The organism is Paenibacillus sp. J22P169 (assembly GCF_059691995.1).
In genome coordinates, this window is record NZ_JCAUAO010000008.1 from 64,357 (window position 1) to 80,923 (window position 16,567).

The following is a 16,567-nucleotide window of genomic DNA, read 5'->3' on the forward strand; positions in this document are numbered from 1 at the left end:
GGGAGGAATCGGCATGCGATATTTTAATTATTTAACTGCGGATGAAGAGAAAGCTTTATTTTACTTACCGCCGAATTCCTTCCATAATCATTCGCACAAAGACATTTTAGCTCATTCCGTTGGTGCTGCCTTGTACATGCCAGCGACTCGTCGTACGTTCGCAGAAGATATTGCCTTTGGTAAAATCGAAGGTTTGGTTTCAGTTGTTCTTGATTTAGAAGATGCCGTTGGTGATAACGAAGTGCATGCTGCGGAAGAATCGCTGATTGGGCAAATGAGCCAGATTGCCCATTGGATGGATGTTGGCATTTTAAGTTCTGAGAATCTGCCGCTGATATTCGTTCGTGTTAGAAGCGTGAATCAATTGAATTATGTGCTGGAGAGGTTGGAGGACAATGTCGCCCTGCTAACTGGCATTGTGTTCCCGAAATTTACTGTGGAAAATGGCGAGGATTATTTTCAAGTTTTAGAAAATTACAATGATGAGAAATCGGAAAAAGCACCAACCTTGTACGGATTACCGATTCTGGAATCTGCCTCGATTATTTATAAAGAAAGCCGCACTTCTACTTTACTTGCGATTAATGAAATTTTAACGAAGTTTAAAGATTTGGTTTTGAACATACGGATTGGTGCTACAGATTTCTCAAGCTTATTTGGGTTGAGACGAAGTATGGACAGAACCATTTATGACATTGCGCCTATAAGGGATTGTGTCGCTGATATTATTAATATCTTTGGGCGTATGGAGGCTTCCAATGTGATCTCTGGACCCGTATGGGAATATTTCCAGGTAAAAGGGCTCCTACACGAAGTCATGCTGGATAAGGAAAATGGCATGATCGGCAAAACCATTATTCATCCCACGCACATTAAGCCGGTACAATCGCTCTATGCGGTCACGCATGAAGAATATACAGATGCCACGAGTATTCTGATGAATCATCATGGCGACCTCGGTGTGATGAAGAGCGCCTACGGTAATAAGATGAACGAGTTCAAACCCCATTTCAATTGGGCGAAACGCATTCTTTTACGATCACAAATATATGGGGTGCTGCATGAACAACAATCCTTTGAAGGACTATTCATCCAACCAGACCGAGCGTACGTATAAAATCGCAGGCGATCTGGAGCTTCACGTTACCGTGACCTCAAACCCTCATGACATCCCTTTGGATGCGTTATTTGCGATGGCGGCGAGGATTAATAAGAAACGATCCTTTTTGTTTGTAAGCAAAGTGCTGGGCAAACATATCCCTGTGAATCCTTACACTTCACTCTTAAGTGGAACTACACTGGCGTTACTGCTGCAGCAAGCTTTACATGGAACGAAGTCAGACGAGAAGGTGCAACACGCTATTGCGGGGCTCGTATTTCCGGAGCAAGCGGAGAAGGCCTATAAAGCGATTATGTCAGAGCGCATTCACTTGCAACAGCCCATCGCATTCATCGGATTTGCTGAGACTGCAACTGCAATTGGACATGCGGTGTATGAGGCATTTGGGCAGGGAAGCCACTATTTACATACGACACGTGAAGTGATTGATGAATCACCGACCATTCTTCAGTTCGAAGAGGAGCATTCGCATGCCATGGCACACTATGGCTATTCCGATGACCCTGCCATGTTAGCACAGCCCGAAACTCTCGTACTCGTCGATGACGAGATTACGACAGGCAAGACCTCACTCAATATTATTCGCGATTTGCAGGGGAAATATCCCAAAAAGGTTTATTATGTGTTAGCACTGCTTGATTGGCGGACAGATGAAGATCTCTTGCAATTTGCTCATTTGGAGCAGGAATTGAACGTGAAAATTCATGTGATTTCACTCATTCGCGGAAAGACGAAGGTATACGGCTCAAGCGAGAGCTTGTCCCCGCAAACGCCTAGCCCATTGCAAGAAGAGCGTGCTGGTGACTTGCAAATTTCCTATGTGAATCATTTATTCTCACACGCACCTTTTGCAGGTACCCGCCCTTATTTGCAGCATAGTGGCAGATTCGGTCTTACGCCTCCCAATAATGGACAATTGGATCGTTCTATCACGCAAACGGCTGAGAAATTAAAACGTATACGTACAGGGATCAAGACACTCTGTGTGGGTACGGGTGAGTTTATGTATATCCCGATGCGAATTGCAGCTGAGATGGGCGCTGGGGTGTCTTATCAGTCCACAACTCGCAGCCCTATTCATATCATTGAACACGGTGACTATGCGGTAAAATATGGCCATGCTTTTCCTTCACCAGAGGATGAACAGGTCGTGCACTTTTTCTACAATATCCCGTACGGCAAGTATCAGGAGCTCTTTCTTTTTATGGAAAGAGAAGCATCACCATCATCTATGGAACCGATCCTGCGAATCCTTCAAACAAGGGGGCTGCATACCTTGCATATCGTCTTCTTTTCACCTCAAACGGTCGATTGGAAGGAGGTTAAGGTATGGAAGCTTGGCGATCCAGAAGAATAGATGATCCCCAACCGATGGGCAGTTACCCGCCTGCTGATGTGACATTTCTACTGAAGGATATCAGTGAAGTGCAGCTGGAAGTCGCCTTAGATGCTAGAGAACGGGCAATTCAGTCCGGCACGCACTATTCGGAAATGCTTCCCCAAGAGCATCTGCCCTCCTCGGATTATTTGAACCTTTATCAAGAAACCCTGAAGCTCTCAGCTGAGAAAGTAGCTGTATCCGTGGGTGCGGTAGCCGAGATTATTCGTGCAAAGAAAGGACCGAACACAGTCCTTGTTTCCTTGGCACGGGCGGGTACGCCTGTTGGCATTTTGATCAAGCGATATTTACAAGGCATCCATCAAATGAATTTGCCGCACTATAGTATCTCGATTATTCGTGGTAAGGGAATCGATGAGAACGCTCTCTTGTATATGTTGCAGAAGCATCCTGGTGCCAGGCTGCAATTCATAGATGGGTGGACAGGCAAGGGAGCTATTCGTAAGGTACTTACCCAAGCTTGTGGCAAAATGGCAAAGGAATACGGGATCATCCTGGACGATGATCTAGCGGTGCTTGCCGATCCGGGCCACTGTACGGATATGTTCGGAACCCGTGAGGACTTTCTCATTCCGAGCGCATGCCTGAACTCGACAGTTTCTGGTTTAATGAGTCGTACAGTGTTGCGCGACGATCTGATTGGGCCCCATGATTTTCATGGCTCGAAATATTACAAGGAATGGCTGGATCACGATCAGTCCAATCATTTTATCGAAACGATCGTGCCTTATTTCAGCAAGGTGACCAGGGAAGCTCAGGGGATTGCACAAAATATTTTGGCGAATCCACCGGCAATATCTTGGCATGGCTTGCGAGATATTGAAGCGATTCAGGCAACCTACCAAATGGCAGATATCAATTTGATTAAGCCTGGGGTTGGAGAAACGACCCGTGTCCTGCTTAGGCGAGTACCGTGGCGAATCTTGGTAGATCGCATGGATAATCCGCATATTCGCCATATCCTGCTGTTAGCTGAAGCACGCGGTGTTCCAGTTGAGGTATATCCCGGGCTCACGTATTCGTGTTGCGGCCTCATACAATCCGTGAAAGGAGATGCCGAATGATTTATGCCAGTGATTTAGATCAGACCTTAATCTATTCCCAGCCAGTTGATCGTGCGGAGCATTGGGGAGAGCGTATCATGGTCGCCGAACTTATTGAGGGTAAAGTAAGATCATATATGTCCTCACGTACGTATCAACGCCTGCAAGAGCTGATGAATGAACTTATTTTCATCCCTGTGACAACCCGAACCATCAAACAGTATGTGCGGATTCATCTGATCAGTGAAATCCTGAAACCCCAATACGCCGTGACAAGCAACGGGGGAAATATGTTGATCGATGGCAAGGTGGATACGGGTTGGAGAGATCTCGTTAGAACTCGTGTCAGCGAGACGAGTTCTCCTGTCGAGGATGTACTCCCTGTGATGCAAGAGGTGCTGAATCCGGATTGGGTGATCAGCTCTAGTTTTTGCGATGAGCTATTCTACTCCCATATCGTTGATCGCGACCGTATGCCGCTGCAGGAGATAGCCGACTTGAGCGCACAGTTGAAAAAGATGGGCTGGCGCACTTCTATTCAAGGAAGAAAGGTGTACATCGTTCCCGATGCTGTGAGCAAGGGAGCAGCGGTTGTACACTTGAACGAGGTTCTAGGTGGACGAAAAGTCATCGCTTCCGGAGACTCCCTTTTGGATCAGAGTTTGTTAGACATCGCTGATTTTGCCATTGCTCCAGGTCATGGAGAGTTATTCCGACAAGAGCAAATGGGACAGTCAGGCAAATATAGATTTACCGAGGAATCCGGTATTTTTGCAGCGGATGATATTACGTCATTTGTACATTCCACACATAGCGAGCACAAAAAGTTGCTCATAAAGGAGCCCTCATGAAAAAAGTATGGTTTAACCGCTGGTTCTCTGTCGCCTATCATTACATGAACAGCATTCGTGACAATGAGGATGGGGTTCAGTTCAAGATGTATGCTACGCATCCAGATCGCAGTCACATGGCGCTGAGAGCAGCAGATTTTGCGGATACCGAGCCTGTTCTCGGCGACGATGATTATGTGGAGTTCGCGCTGGGCTTTTGCAAGCAGCATGGTATTGATGTATTTATCCCTAGGCTGCATATGTACGCCATCGCCAAGCATATTGATGAATTCGAAAAAATAGGTACGAAGGTAACCGTTTGTCGTGACCTAGAGCTTTTGGAAAGCATTATGGAAAAGCAAAAGTTTTACGAGCGCATTCGCCCGCACAATATCGTTGCGATTCCAGACTACCATGTTGTGAACACAGCGGAGCAGTTTCTTGGGGCCTATGAAGCGCTAACAGCTGCTGGACATGGGGTCTGCATGAAGCCAACAAATGGCGAAGGCGGTAATGGTTTTCGGATTATCAGCAATAAGCGGAATGCGCTGGGTGATATGTTTGGACCGGTAATGCCGTATCTCACGAAAGAGCAAGTGTACCAGAACTTATCGACAGTGGAACGCTTCGATGACGTCATGGTTATGGAATTACTCAATGGCTATGAGTACAGCATCGATTGTTTGGCTTCCGCATCGGGCGAACTGCTTGCCGCTGTTCCTCGTCGCAAGGCGGATGGGCGCTTGAGGCTGTTAGAGGAAGTTCCAGAGCTGATTGAGCTTGCTAATCAAGTAGCTGCTACGTATCGCATACCTTTTAATTATAATATTCAGATCAAATACAGTCAGGGTGTGCCGAAGCTGTTGGAGATTAATCCCAGAATGTCGGGTGGTTTACAAGTTAGCTGCTTGTCAGGCATTAATTTTCCATATTTAGCAGTGAAGTCACTTCTTGGTGAAAAGGTTGACGTCCAAAAGCCTAACTTCGGGATATTGGCGAGTCATCTGGAGCAATATGTTATTATGAATCTCGGTGAATAATAAGTGCCGCGCATCATATCTTTGATAATAGATGATCATTCGTATCAATCAGTCAAAGAGGGTGCGCTGTATGATCGTAGGCGGGATTATCTTATTCGGAATTATTGTAACGCTAATTGTGATTGCAAGTGCAGAGAAAGCGGAATATGTGTCCAATTTTATCGATAAATAGTCATCTTTGAAGCCTGAAAAGGTTTCTTTTTTTTGCTTTGATTTGGTAGAATAGTAGATAGGTAGTTTCATTAGTGAAGGAGATTTAACATGCTGCAATTAAGCGATAGTCAACTTGCAACAATGTGGAGTCAAGGAGATGCGAAAGCGTTTAATCGACTTCTGGAGCTGTATAAGGACAGAATTTATCGATTAGCTTTTCGTATGCTTCGTAATAAATCGGATTCCGAGGATGTTGTTCAGGAGACTTTTTTGCGAGCACATTTGAATTCACATCGATTTGACGCTACCAAGAATTTCTCCAGTTGGATCTTTAGCATTGGCAAAAATGTCACGATTGATTTGATGCGGAAGAAGAAGAAAGAGCTCTCCATGGATACGAGTGCGTTTCCTTCTCAAGATGAACGCCCATTGATTGAGAAATTGGTGAGTCATGAGAAGACACCGGAGCTTCAACTGATCGAGCAGGAAACGTATAGTCAGGTCGAACAAATGATTCAAGATCTACCGGATAAATATAAAGACCTCATTGTTTATAAATATTATTTGGATATGTCCTTAGAAGACATCAGCCGAGAAGTGAATTTACCTGTTTCTACGATTAAAACTAGGCTTTTCCGTGGCCGGAATTATATCAAAAGAAAATGGGGATCCTTATTCTTCATGCTGCATAGCTTAACTTCTGTTATTATTTTTTAGCGGTAAGCCGATAAGGCTTATTTTTTTGCCCATCACCTTATTATAAAGGAGCTTCTTATGAGTAATCCTAAATTAGATGCACCCAAACTTCCTAAAGAACTACCCGTCATTACCTTGCAAGAAGGGAAATTTGAGCCTGAAGATAGCTTTCATACCGGCATTATTAGTGATTGCGTGATTGATAATCAGTCCGCCTATAAAGTCGCGTTCGATAAAATTATTTTCCGCAACGTGACCTTTACACGGATCTCGATGAGAGAAATTGAGCTAACGGATGTTATTTTTGATCGATGTGATTTGTCGAATGTGAACTTTACAGAAGCGACGATTCACAGAACCGAATTTAGAAATTGCAAAATTATGGGCATGGATCTTACCGGGGCAACGTTGCGAAACATCCTTTTTCAAGATTGCTTAGGGGACTTCGCAACATTTCGGATGGCTAATTTCAAGCAGATTTTGTTTCATTCCTGTTCTTTAATCAGTTCTGATTTTTATGAGGCTACTTTGCAAAAGCTACAATTTGAGGTTTGTCAGCTGGATCATGCACAATTTACAGGTGCTAAGCTGGAAGGAATCGATCTAAGCACCTGTGAGTTTACAAGCTTAGGTGTAAGCATTGAGGATTTGCGGGGAAGTATCATTTCTAGAGAGCAGGCCTCGGTATTTGTAAGTCTTTTTGGGATCAAATTAAAGGAATAGAGGCTAGGTGAATGGAGGGGTAGATGGTGAAGCTTGGATTTGATATTGATGATACCCTCATTAATCTAAGAGAGCATGCGTTTCATATTTATAACCAAAAGCTGCAGAAAAACATTGAGCTAGAGGTGTTTCAAGCCCTGCCAACGATGGAAATTCACAGTGCGTTTGGATTATCCAAGGAAGAAGGAGGGAAGCTGTGGCACAGTCTGCGCGATGAGATTTATTATTCGGATTGTGCGACATTCCCCCATGCGCGTGAGGTATTGAATCAGCTGGTGGAGCAAGGCCATGAGGTGTACTACATCACTGCTCGAGCCAAAGAGCATACAGAACGCACGCGGCAATGGCTGCTGGACCATGGATTCCCCGTAGCAGAAGGCCATTTTTTCTGTGGGATGAGTGATTCCGAGAAAGTACATATTATAGAGGCGCTAGAGCTGGATTATTATTTTGATGATAAACCGACGGTTCTGGAGACACTGTCTCACTTGCCTGTCCGCATTTGTGTGAAAGACAGATCCTATAATCGACATCTGGATTTGCCGCGGATTACGTCTTGGGATGAGCTTGCTGAGCTTTTGAAGGGTTAAAAAAAGAAAGGCGCTCTCATCGTTACAAAACGATTCGAGTACCTGGCTGAAGGGAGAGCAGATCTTGCTTTCCCTTTTTTTCAAGCTGTTGGAGCAACTCATCGGTATCACGTTTCGCCTTCGTCTCCAAGCCACATCAAGTCTAACCCCAACCCTCCGTCCCCAACCCCAACCCCCGAACCCCTATTGGCACTATCCCCTTAGCTCAGAAAGAAGAACCAGATAGACTTTTTGAAGAAGTCTCAAATAAGACAATATAGGCATTACTTTGAGGCGGAATGGCTGGGAGTCAAGTAAGTACTGGTTGTAGATAGCTAGGTGCGTCTTCTACTCAAACTTTAGCCATCGCTTTACAAACGTTACTACGAGGATAACAATGCAGAGTTCTGCTTCATTGAGGAAAGTGTACCACCTTGATAATGATGAATACAGCTTTTGATAAGATGTTCAAAGATCGGAATATTGCACCTAATGAGATTAGTCCGATAGCAGAATTCGTCTAAATAGCTTTGTAGATGACGCGCACCAATACCGTGGAAGGTTGCATTTATCGAAGCGCTTGCTTGTTTTGCATTTTCAAGTAAGGGGCGTTGCCTTTTTGGCGTGTAAAAGCCAGTAACCATGTGAATTCCCTGCACGGTAGGATCGATATGGCGCTGCTGAAAGGCGGATGTGTCGACTTTCGTTATATGTTTATTCCTAGGGTGTGAGGGTACAACATGTTTAATTTTGATATAAGTGGGTTCACCGGAAACATGGAGTGAGGCGCCTACGAGCAGGAGATGTTCCTGAGGGTGCTTGTGGACAGTTGAATTGAAGGGTTTTCCATAGATGGCAGAGTTAATTTGAACTGTACCTGTCATCAGACTATGGTTATCTATTTGCGTAATGGAGGTGCGGATTTTATGTAGCATTAACCAAGCTGTTTTGTAAGTAACATGAATAAGTCGTGAAAGCTCCATTGCAGTTGTACCTACATGTGTGCGCGAAATCAGAAAAATTGCGAGTAACCACTTGCGCAGCTCGGTTCTGGAGCCTTCCATAATCGTGTCCGAGAGTAAGGAAACTTGGTGACGACAGCGGGAACATTCATATAAAGGTAAACGCCGAGTTGTGGTGATATAAGCATGACGATACGCACAACGCGGGCATCGAAAGCCCTGTGGCCATTTCGTTTGAAAAAGGAAGTCGATGCAGATCTCTTCAGAGGAAAAATGGGTTTGAAATTGTTCGTAGGACAAGTTTGAAAAATCCATGTATAATCTCCTCTGTTGATACAGAAATGGAAACATTTGTTCTAATTTCATTATACCGAACATACGATCCTGTTTCAACAAGTCCTAAGAATTAATTGGGCTATTTTTCCTGAGTATAGGGGATAGTGGCGATAGTGTTTGCCTGAGTAGAAGTAGTGGGGAATAAGAATAGGGGGAGGGGGTATAAAAAGTGTAACAGGAGTATGGCAATAGCATAGAAAGGGGAAGGCGTGTGGAATCAATCTTCTTTTTCATATCATGTCCGCATAAGGTAGTACTAAAGAATTGTGGCGTATCAAATAGAACTGGGCAATAGAGAAAGGGGGAACAGAATGCTACAGAGACGACGATGGAGAAGCAGACCAACTGTGAAAACAAGCCGAAAAAAAGTACTTTGGATTGGTCTGCTCATCTTTGTCTTGTTTTGCATACAGTTTTTTATTTTCGTAGAACGAAATCTTAGACCTCCTTTGATGAATTTGGCCAAGGTTAGAGTTAAACAGATTGCAACACAAGCGATTAATAGTGCAATTGCCGAACATGTGGCAGGAGGAACGAATGCTGAGCAATTGATTGATTGGAAAATGGATAAAAACAATAAAATTACAGGTTTCATGTTGAATTACAATGAGCATATGAGGATTACTTCAGAAGCTATTAAAACGGTCCAAGGTGAGTTGAATGGTTTAGAAAGTATTTCTGATCATATTCCCATCGGGCAAGCGATGAATAGTGCGATTCTCGCTTCTTTTGGACCCGATATTCCGATTAGATTGCTTCCTGTAGGAAGTGTGAAGGTGGATTTAAATACACGTACGCAAAATGTCGGCATTAATATGGTTATGTTCGAAGTCTATGTGCACATTGTTGCTGAGGTTTCTGTGATTATTCCATTTGATTCGGAAACGGAAATCGTAGAAACGGAAATCCCAATTTCCTACTCGCTTGTTGTGGGGGATGTTCCTACTTATTATTATGATAATAAGGGTAATCCAGTTGGAAGTTCGAAGGAAGGCAGTCCGCCAAGTATAACATTACCAACAATACCCAACTCAGGGGCTGCGAGTTCTACTCCCCAAGGGGGCGTTTCCAAATAAAAAAAGAAGTAAATCCACCCGAAGGGGTGGGTTTACTTCTTTTTGCTTCGATCTTCGCGCTCCCATCTGCGTAAGGACGGATAAGGGTCATAGCTCCATTCTGTTGTGCCATTATCACGATATAAACCAAAATGGAGATGAGGCGGAAATTTGCCTGATGTACCTGGTTTTCCATAACCCGAGCTGCCAACCCAACCAAGGGTTTGTCCAGGTTTGACAATATCGTTTATCTTGATTGTTTTTTGAAAGCCAGATAGGTGGGCGTAATAGTGATAAATGTTGTTTAGATCGCGAATGCCGATTCGCCATCCACCATAGGGATTCCATCCTTTAATTTCAACGATGCCATAGCAAGTGCTTCTTACAGGAACACCATAGCCAGCGAAAAGATCTGTGCCTTCATGGGTCCGGTGCCCGCCCCAACCGCGGCTATCCCCCCAGGTGCTACGATAGGAGTAGTTGGATGTAACAGGTAGAGGGAAGGCATGAGTATTAGCTTCTAGGCTGCCCAAAGACTCATAGATCGCAGCGAATTGCCGTATGCGTTCTACACTTCGTGCGTTTTGATAATAATTCCAGAGATTTACCTGTAAATTATCAATTTTCGTTCCATTGTTGCTTAAGATCGCAGCCATAGCCGCTAGTACATCTAAATCGTTGGTACGGTCAGCGATGCCATCTCCCGATCCATCCCGCCCTAATCCATGGAAAAAGGAAACACTTTTCAAATTTGAATCTTGTGGATCTGGATTGAGCATCCCCGCCCAAACTAGCTCAGAAAAATAAATGTTCGTGATACCTTGTTGAACTGTTCTTTTTTTGACGGTGTTCATCGTTTTTTCATATTGATCTACAGCAGCTAGGTACGTCCAAGGGATACCCGAGAGTAAGCCGATTTTTTCAAAAAGCTCTTTTCGCTCCGCCTGTGAAGGTTTTGTGGGTTGGGAGCTTGGGAGTGGAGTCATTTGGTCATTTGCCATAGCAAGTGATTCATCCAGATGTGTAAAAGGCGGTAATGTGACTGTTGATAGGAGGAGGCTAAGGACGAGAACCTTTGACCAAAATGCTCTGCTTTGCATCTCTATCATCCTTCCTGAAATGTTAGTTCTTAGGATGTACGGATGTCTTGTTGTTTATCCTTCGATCTTTCGTTGTTGAGGGATATTTGCTATGATGCCAATAAGAGGTGGGAATAGTGACTTTTAACCATAGAGAAGAGCACGTTGACGATCACATGTTGTTAGTTCAAGCTAATTTGGATGATATGAATCCTGAATGGATGACTTATGTGATAGATAGGCTTTTTGATGCAGGAGCCAATGATGTATACATGGTGCCCATTATTATGAAACGAGGACGTCCCGGTACCATGTTGAATGTACTTGTGGACGAGGAACGACTCTCTTCCATTGAGGAGATTATTTTTAATGAAACAACTACGCTTGGGATAAGGTATCTACATGCTTCTTGTCATCGATTAGCAAGAGAATTTGTACACGTTGAGACACCTTGGGGGCCTCTAACTGTAAAGGTTGGTTACCACGCTGGTAAATTAGTGCAATTCGCGCCTGAATTTAAGGAATGTGAACAAGTGGCAAGGCTGCATGAAATTCCGCTGAAGATGGTCTACGAAGAAGTCAGGTTGTTATTTTTGCAACAACAAAGAAAAAAAAACGCTCTTCCACAGTGATGGAAGGGCGTTTGTCATGTATATGCCTATTGTGGGGTGCCAGGTATGGCATCGCCATGGTGCGTGTGTGTTTGAGAGTGACCATGATGATGGTCGTGGTGATGATCGTGTTTATGATCATGGCTGTGTGAATGGTCATGATGGTCATCGTGCGTGTGCGTATGTTCATGATGGTGATGATGGTCATCGTGTGTATGTGTATGTTCATGACTATGATCATGCGCTAGATGTTCATGACTAACTTGCCACTTCCCAATAAACGGGTCAATCTTACCAACTACTACGCGTAGAACATTAGGCTGTTTCGGCAAATCTCTAGTGCCTGCGCCATAGCCTATATGATCAACGACCATGGGTGGGAAGCTTTTGGAGAATTCATCAACAATGCCAGAAATAATACCGGCTCCAGTTGGCGTTGTCATTTCTAAGCTATAGGGAGTTGATGCGATTGGTAAACCTCTCATCATTTCCAGTGTGGCAGGAGCGGGTACCGGATAAATACCATGATCGATATGTATCGTTCCAGATCCTAATGGTACAGGAGAAGAGAAGATACGCTCGATTTGTAAGGAGTCGATGGCTAATGCCACACCAACGATATCAACGATGGAATCAATGGCACCGACTTCATGGAAATGAACTTTTTCAATCGGTGTCCCGTGAATCTTAGCTTCAGCCATCGCAATTTTTTCGAAAATAGCTAAGCTAAGTGCTGTAACTCGCTCATTGAATTCTGCTTTTTGAATGACATTAACGATTTCTGAATAATGTCTGTGCTGCTTCGGTGGATGTTCAGGATCTAGAATGACATCCAGCTTTAGAGCGGATATTCCGCGTTTCATAACGCGCTTCCATTCCAAGGTGTAAGGCTCTAGTTTGATTTTGGAAAGCTCATCCTCAATATAAGCACGATCTGCTCCCGCATCTACTAGAGCGCCTAAGGTCATATCGCCGCTTATGCCAGAAAAGCAGTCCAAATATAAAATGCGCATGGTTGTTATTCACGCTCTTTTCGACATATTTTTGTTAATGAGTCCCGCATAGTAGCCTGCGCCAAAGCCATTGTCGATGTTGACGACAGATATGCCGGGCGAGCAGCTATTCAGCATGGACAGCAGCGGTGCGATACCTGCAAGGTTAGCACCGTACCCAATACTCGTCGGCACAGCGACGATGGGTTTAGACACAAGCCCGCCCATAACGCTGGCGAGTGCGCCCTCCATGCCGGCCACAACTACAATCGCGTTAGCACCGCGAATGAGTTCGAGCCGGCGGAAGAGCCGATGGATGCCAGCGACACCCACGTCGAACACGCGTTCAACGTGGCTGCCTAGGCATTCTGCCGTAAGTGCTGCCTCCTCCGCCACGGGGAGGTCTGAGGTACCTGCGCACACGACGGCGATATAGCCGTCGTGGACTTTGAGCAGCGGGCGCTTAAACCAAGTGAGCGCCCGCGCTGTCTCGTGGTAGGTGACACCTGCCACGTTGGCAACGACATGAGCGGCTTTGGCCGCATCGACGCGTGTGGCTAGCACGCGGTCGGTATGCTCCATCAGCCGCCGGAAAATGGCCTCGATCTGCTCGGGCGTCTTGCCTTCCCCGAAAATGACCTCGGGAAAGCCTGTACGCTTCTCGCGATCGATGTCGAGCTGCGCAAATCCAAGATCAAGGTTGGCGGGACCTGAGCCGCCTTCCTTGATGATTTGCTTTTTGGCTTCTTCTATATCCAGATCACCGGTCTGGACGAGTTTTAAGATCTTCTCTAAGTCCATCATAAGGAAGCTTCTTTCACCTTATCTTTCGTTTCTTGAGACAGCACTTCATTCATACTGCCCGTGCGGTAGCCTTGCAGGTCTAGCGTGACATACGTAAAGCCAAGCTTGCTGAATTTTTCATAGATCGCATCGCGGTGTTCAACGACCTTATGAATTTCATCTGGCATCACTTCGATCCGAGCAATCTTCTCGTGATGACGCACGCGTACCTGATAGAGACCAAGCTGGGAAAGGAAGTACTCGCCTTCGTCCAATTGGTCAATCTTCCACTTCTCAATTTGTGTGCCGTACGGGATACGAGAGGATAAGCATGCAAAGGAAGGTTTATTCCATGTGCTCAGACCAAGCTCTTTGGAAAGCGCTCGGATCTCGTCTTTGGTCAAGCCGGCTTCTTGCAGCGTACTGCGGACACCTTGTTCATTCTTCGCTTGAAGACCTGGTCTGTAGTCGCCTAGATCGTCTACATTGGAACCATCTAGGATATACGGATAGCCCAGTTCTTTCGCGATATCTTGCAAATGGGAATAAAGCCCCGTCTTGCAGTGATAACAACGGTCAGGATTGTTGGCAACGAAATTCGCGTTCTCCAATTCCTTTACCTCTGTTTTGTGCAAGCGAACGCCAAATTGTTCGGCTAGTTGGGCAGCGGCATCGAACTCCCTCGTGGGAAATGTTTCAGATGCAGCGGTTACGGCAAGGACTTGGTCGCCAAGCTCTTGCTGTGCACGTTTAAGGACGAATGTACTGTCAACCCCTCCAGAGAAAGCGACGATGACACGGCCCATGTTTCTTAAAATTTCGCCAAGCTTGCGATCTTTCTCGCGCGTTACTTCTTGTATGCTCATGTTTCTATCCTCCCATACAGCCTTTATGTAGTAAGCTGAGCTGTTTTGGTCCATCTAAACAAGTGTATCACAACTGACCCCCAAAGTGGATTGTTTTGTCAGTCATTCATGTTATAATAACATCATTGAGAAACCAAATAAAAAGGCGGGAATTACAGTGCCTAGAAAAGTATTAGAGAGAAAACCAGACTGGTTAAAGATCAATCTCAAAACCGATGAGAATTTCAAAGAAATTAAATCCATGATGCGTTCCAAGACGTTGCATACCGTGTGTGAAGAAGCCAAGTGTCCGAACATTCATGAATGCTGGGCGAATCGGACAGCGACTTTTATGATATTAGGCGATATTTGTACGCGCGCTTGTCGCTTTTGTGCAGTCAAAACAGGTCTCCCTACGGAGCTTGATCTGGAAGAACCGGAACGTGTTGCAGACGCAGCGCTGCAAATGGGTCTTCGTCATTGTGTTGTTACTTCTGTGGCACGTGATGATTTAACAGATGGCGGTGCCATGATTTTCGCAGAGACGATCAAAGCGATTCGGCGTAAGCTGCCATTATGCACTGTTGAGGTGCTGATTCCTGACTTCCTAGGTCGAGAAGAGTCACTGGCTACTGTGCTGGAGGCAAAGCCTGATATTCTTAATCACAATATGGAAACGGTTGAGCGGATGTCAGATCGTGTCCGTTCCAAAGCGAAATATCGCCGTTCACTCGAGCTGTTGCAGCGTTCTAAACAGATCGCTCCGAACATTCCAACGAAATCCAGCGTCATGATTGGTGTAGGGGAAGAATGGGACGAGTTGCTTCAAACGATGGAAGACCTGCGCGAAGTAAACTGTGATATTATGACGATTGGTCAATATTTGCAGCCGTCCACGACGCATTTATCTGTATCCAAGTATTACACACCTGAACAGTTTGCGATGCTGAAGGAAGAGGGTATGAAGCGCGGCTTTAAGCACGTGGAATCAGGCCCATTGGTCCGCAGCTCCTATCATGCACATGAGCAGGTTAAAGCCGCATCTAGCGTCTAGAATTCATTGAACGGATCATAGAAAGGAGAGCTTCCTACCACCATGATTCATATTGCAAATAAAACATACGAGCTTGTTACCGATCACAAAAATGGTTGGAATTTTGAAGTGTTCAAGGAACGCTTCAGCGAAGTGTTAGAGCGGTACGATTATATCGTGGGCGATTGGGGATATAGTCAATTGCGTCTGAGAGGGTTTTTCAAAGAAATTCATCCAAAGGCGACCAAAGAATCCTCCATCGCGGCTCTTCAAGATTACTTGAATGAGTATTGCAACTTCGGCTGTGCGTATTTTATTATCGAAAAAGTAAACGCGCCTAAACAGCAAACACCAATAGAAGTGATCAGTTCAACAACTGTTTAATCCGCATGAACCAAATAACGCCATCTGAACTCCAATAATTATGGAGAGCAGATGGCGTTTTGTTATGCCGGTGTCTGTTTTGTTGTTCATTGTCCTACTTCACTTCGAGACCAACGAATGCCTCGCGAACACGATTCCAGAAAGGAAACGGACGGAACCGAGCAAATTTTACTTTCACATTGGAAGCAACACGACAGCGAATGGATACGACATCAGCACGCTGCATATATAAATGATCCAACGACAGGAGCATATTCTGTTGTGCTTTCGGGTAAATGTCACAATGGTGATGCTTTGGCAAAATCATCGATGAACCTAGTGTACGGTATACACGATTGTTAATCGACGCAATCTCGGCAATTTGAATAGCTTCTAGTGATGGATGGACCATGGCTCCGCCTAAGCTCTTGTTGTAAGCGGTACTGCCTGCAGGAGAAGAAATGCAGATGCCGTCTCCACGGAACATCTCGAACATTTCATCGTTCACGTGAAGTCTTGCGACCAGTGACACTTCAATCCCGCGAATTGTAAACTCGTTAAGTGCCAGGTGCGTTTCCACACCCTTATCCGTTGTAATCTCGATCTCGACAACGGGGTATCGCACGACTTGCAGCTCCTCAGGTGTTGCCACATTGAACATAAGTGAAGCCAGATGATCTAGCTCGTCAGGCTTCCAATCCGCAAAAAAGCCAAGATGCCCCGTGTGTATCCCAACGAATGCGATATGATCTAACTTGTCCACATATTTATGAAAAGCTTGAAGCATCGTGCCATCTCCACCAATGGACAGGACGATATCGGGATGTTCTTCATCCCTTGGCATACCTTGCTTAGCGGCGAGGGCGTGGAACCGTTCGGTTAGCCCCTTGGAGATGTCATCGCCTCGTTCAATGACGTTATATTTCAATCTTGTT

At 45.1% G+C, this 16,567-nt stretch carries 18 protein-coding genes; 12 read left to right on the forward strand and 6 right to left on the reverse strand.

What is annotated here, in order from left to right:
- Window positions 1–13 precede the first annotated feature (13 nt).
- The 8 genes from AC58QG_RS27940 (at window position 14) to AC58QG_RS27975 (ending at window position 7,594) form a co-directional block, all read left to right on the forward strand.
- Window positions 14–1,117 (forward strand): HpcH/HpaI aldolase/citrate lyase family protein, encoded by a 1,104-nt coding sequence (locus AC58QG_RS27940; RefSeq protein WP_497365353.1) that lies wholly within the window; start codon window positions 14–16, stop codon window positions 1,115–1,117.
- On the forward strand, window positions 1,062–2,477 hold the full coding sequence (locus AC58QG_RS27945; protein ID WP_497365354.1) for a phosphoribosyltransferase family protein: 1,416 nt from the start codon (window positions 1,062–1,064) through the stop codon (window positions 2,475–2,477). The genes AC58QG_RS27940 and AC58QG_RS27945 overlap by 56 nt, the downstream gene beginning before the upstream one ends.
- Window positions 2,450–3,583: a cysteine protease StiP family protein gene (locus AC58QG_RS27950; RefSeq protein ID WP_497365355.1), complete on the forward strand. Its 1,134-nt coding sequence runs from the start codon at window positions 2,450–2,452 to the stop codon at window positions 3,581–3,583. The genes AC58QG_RS27945 and AC58QG_RS27950 overlap by 28 nt, the downstream gene beginning before the upstream one ends.
- Entirely contained in the window at window positions 3,580–4,413 is an 834-nt protein-coding gene (locus tag AC58QG_RS27955; protein WP_497365356.1) for an HAD family hydrolase, read from the forward strand. Before AC58QG_RS27950 ends, AC58QG_RS27955 begins: the two co-directional genes overlap by 4 nt.
- Entirely contained in the window at window positions 4,410–5,432 is a 1,023-nt protein-coding gene (locus tag AC58QG_RS27960) for an ATP-grasp domain-containing protein (RefSeq protein ID WP_497365357.1), read from the forward strand. Before AC58QG_RS27955 ends, AC58QG_RS27960 begins: the two co-directional genes overlap by 4 nt.
- Window positions 5,433–5,693: 261 nt before the next feature.
- On the forward strand, window positions 5,694–6,302 hold the full coding sequence (locus tag AC58QG_RS27965; RefSeq protein ID WP_497244109.1) for a sigma-70 family RNA polymerase sigma factor: 609 nt from the start codon (window positions 5,694–5,696) through the stop codon (window positions 6,300–6,302).
- Window positions 6,303–6,359: 57 nt separating this feature from the next.
- The gene (locus AC58QG_RS27970; RefSeq protein ID WP_497365358.1) at window positions 6,360–7,004 is read left to right on the forward strand and encodes a pentapeptide repeat-containing protein; all 645 of its coding nucleotides are present in this window, start codon (window positions 6,360–6,362) and stop codon (window positions 7,002–7,004) included.
- A 26-nt stretch (window positions 7,005–7,030) separates the two neighbouring features.
- Complete coding sequence (locus tag AC58QG_RS27975; protein WP_497365547.1) at window positions 7,031–7,594, forward strand: 5' nucleotidase, NT5C type; 564 nt, start codon at window positions 7,031–7,033, stop codon at window positions 7,592–7,594.
- A gap of 362 nt (window positions 7,595–7,956) precedes the next feature.
- Here the strand turns inward: AC58QG_RS27975 and AC58QG_RS27980 are convergent, their stop codons facing one another.
- Window positions 7,957–8,850 (reverse strand): transposase, encoded by an 894-nt coding sequence (locus AC58QG_RS27980; RefSeq protein ID WP_497365359.1) that lies wholly within the window; start codon window positions 8,848–8,850, stop codon window positions 7,957–7,959.
- A gap of 332 nt (window positions 8,851–9,182) precedes the next feature.
- Here AC58QG_RS27980 and yunB point away from each other — a divergent pair, with 332 nt between their 5' ends.
- Window positions 9,183–9,947: a sporulation protein YunB gene (gene yunB, locus AC58QG_RS27985; protein ID WP_497365360.1), complete on the forward strand. Its 765-nt coding sequence runs from the start codon at window positions 9,183–9,185 to the stop codon at window positions 9,945–9,947.
- Between the two features lie 32 nt (window positions 9,948–9,979).
- Here yunB and AC58QG_RS27990 read toward each other — a convergent pair whose 3' ends face one another.
- Window positions 9,980–11,026 (reverse strand): M23 family metallopeptidase, encoded by a 1,047-nt coding sequence (locus AC58QG_RS27990; RefSeq protein WP_497365361.1) that lies wholly within the window; start codon window positions 11,024–11,026, stop codon window positions 9,980–9,982.
- Between the two features lie 116 nt (window positions 11,027–11,142).
- Here AC58QG_RS27990 and larC2 point away from each other — a divergent pair, with 116 nt between their 5' ends.
- Window positions 11,143–11,637: a nickel pincer cofactor biosynthesis protein LarC2 gene (larC2, locus tag AC58QG_RS27995; RefSeq protein WP_497365362.1), complete on the forward strand. Its 495-nt coding sequence runs from the start codon at window positions 11,143–11,145 to the stop codon at window positions 11,635–11,637.
- A gap of 26 nt (window positions 11,638–11,663) precedes the next feature.
- Here larC2 and larC read toward each other — a convergent pair whose 3' ends face one another.
- Genes larC through larE form a run of 3 tightly spaced genes read right to left on the reverse strand, consistent with a single transcriptional unit; the run spans window position 11,664 to window position 14,257 of the window.
- On the reverse strand, window positions 11,664–12,629 hold the full coding sequence (gene larC, locus AC58QG_RS28000; protein ID WP_497365363.1) for a nickel pincer cofactor biosynthesis protein LarC: 966 nt from the start codon (window positions 12,627–12,629) through the stop codon (window positions 11,664–11,666).
- Between the two features lie 9 nt (window positions 12,630–12,638).
- Entirely contained in the window at window positions 12,639–13,412 is a 774-nt protein-coding gene (gene larB / locus AC58QG_RS28005; RefSeq protein WP_497365364.1) for a nickel pincer cofactor biosynthesis protein LarB, read from the reverse strand.
- Window positions 13,409–14,257 (reverse strand): ATP-dependent sacrificial sulfur transferase LarE, encoded by an 849-nt coding sequence (gene larE, locus AC58QG_RS28010; protein WP_497365365.1) that lies wholly within the window; start codon window positions 14,255–14,257, stop codon window positions 13,409–13,411. The genes larB and larE overlap by 4 nt, the downstream gene beginning before the upstream one ends.
- Window positions 14,258–14,342: 85 nt before the next feature.
- On the opposite strand from larE, the gene lipA reads away from it, so the two are divergent.
- Together lipA and AC58QG_RS28020 are read left to right on the forward strand one after the other, a co-directional pair.
- Entirely contained in the window at window positions 14,343–15,290 is a 948-nt protein-coding gene (gene lipA / locus AC58QG_RS28015; RefSeq protein ID WP_497365366.1) for a lipoyl synthase, read from the forward strand.
- 42 nt (window positions 15,291–15,332) lie between these two features.
- Window positions 15,333–15,653, forward strand: coding sequence for a YutD family protein (locus AC58QG_RS28020; RefSeq protein ID WP_497365367.1), 321 nt, complete (start codon window positions 15,333–15,335; stop codon window positions 15,651–15,653).
- 94 nt (window positions 15,654–15,747) lie between these two features.
- Here the strand turns inward: AC58QG_RS28020 and AC58QG_RS28025 are convergent, their stop codons facing one another.
- Window positions 15,748–16,560 carry an NAD kinase gene (locus AC58QG_RS28025; protein ID WP_477590437.1) on the reverse strand — a complete coding sequence of 271 codons (813 nt, stop codon included), beginning with the start codon at window positions 16,558–16,560 and terminating at the stop codon, window positions 15,748–15,750.
- Between the last annotated feature and the right edge of the window lie 7 nt (window positions 16,561–16,567).

Coding starts and splice junctions, on each gene's coding strand:
- AC58QG_RS27945 (WP_497365354.1), top strand. CDS start 1,062: ATGAACAACAATCCTTTGAAGGACTATTCATCCAACCAGACCGAGCGT.
- larC (WP_497365363.1), bottom strand. CDS start 12,629: ATGCGCATTTTATATTTGGACTGCTTTTCTGGCATAAGCGGCGATATG.
- AC58QG_RS27970 (WP_497365358.1), top strand. CDS start 6,360: ATGAGTAATCCTAAATTAGATGCACCCAAACTTCCTAAAGAACTACCC.
- AC58QG_RS27965 (WP_497244109.1), top strand. CDS start 5,694: ATGCTGCAATTAAGCGATAGTCAACTTGCAACAATGTGGAGTCAAGGA.
- yunB (WP_497365360.1), top strand. CDS start 9,183: ATGCTACAGAGACGACGATGGAGAAGCAGACCAACTGTGAAAACAAGC.
- larE (WP_497365365.1), bottom strand. CDS start 14,257: ATGAGCATACAAGAAGTAACGCGCGAGAAAGATCGCAAGCTTGGCGAA.
- AC58QG_RS27960 (WP_497365357.1), top strand. CDS start 4,410: ATGAAAAAAGTATGGTTTAACCGCTGGTTCTCTGTCGCCTATCATTAC.
- AC58QG_RS27980 (WP_497365359.1), bottom strand. CDS start 8,850: ATGGATTTTTCAAACTTGTCCTACGAACAATTTCAAACCCATTTTTCC.
- AC58QG_RS27940 (WP_497365353.1), top strand. CDS start 14: ATGCGATATTTTAATTATTTAACTGCGGATGAAGAGAAAGCTTTATTT.
- larB (WP_497365364.1), bottom strand. CDS start 13,412: ATGATGGACTTAGAGAAGATCTTAAAACTCGTCCAGACCGGTGATCTG.
- AC58QG_RS27950 (WP_497365355.1), top strand. CDS start 2,450: ATGGAAGCTTGGCGATCCAGAAGAATAGATGATCCCCAACCGATGGGC.
- AC58QG_RS27955 (WP_497365356.1), top strand. CDS start 3,580: ATGATTTATGCCAGTGATTTAGATCAGACCTTAATCTATTCCCAGCCA.
- AC58QG_RS28020 (WP_497365367.1), top strand. CDS start 15,333: ATGATTCATATTGCAAATAAAACATACGAGCTTGTTACCGATCACAAA.
- AC58QG_RS27990 (WP_497365361.1), bottom strand. CDS start 11,026: ATGCAAAGCAGAGCATTTTGGTCAAAGGTTCTCGTCCTTAGCCTCCTC.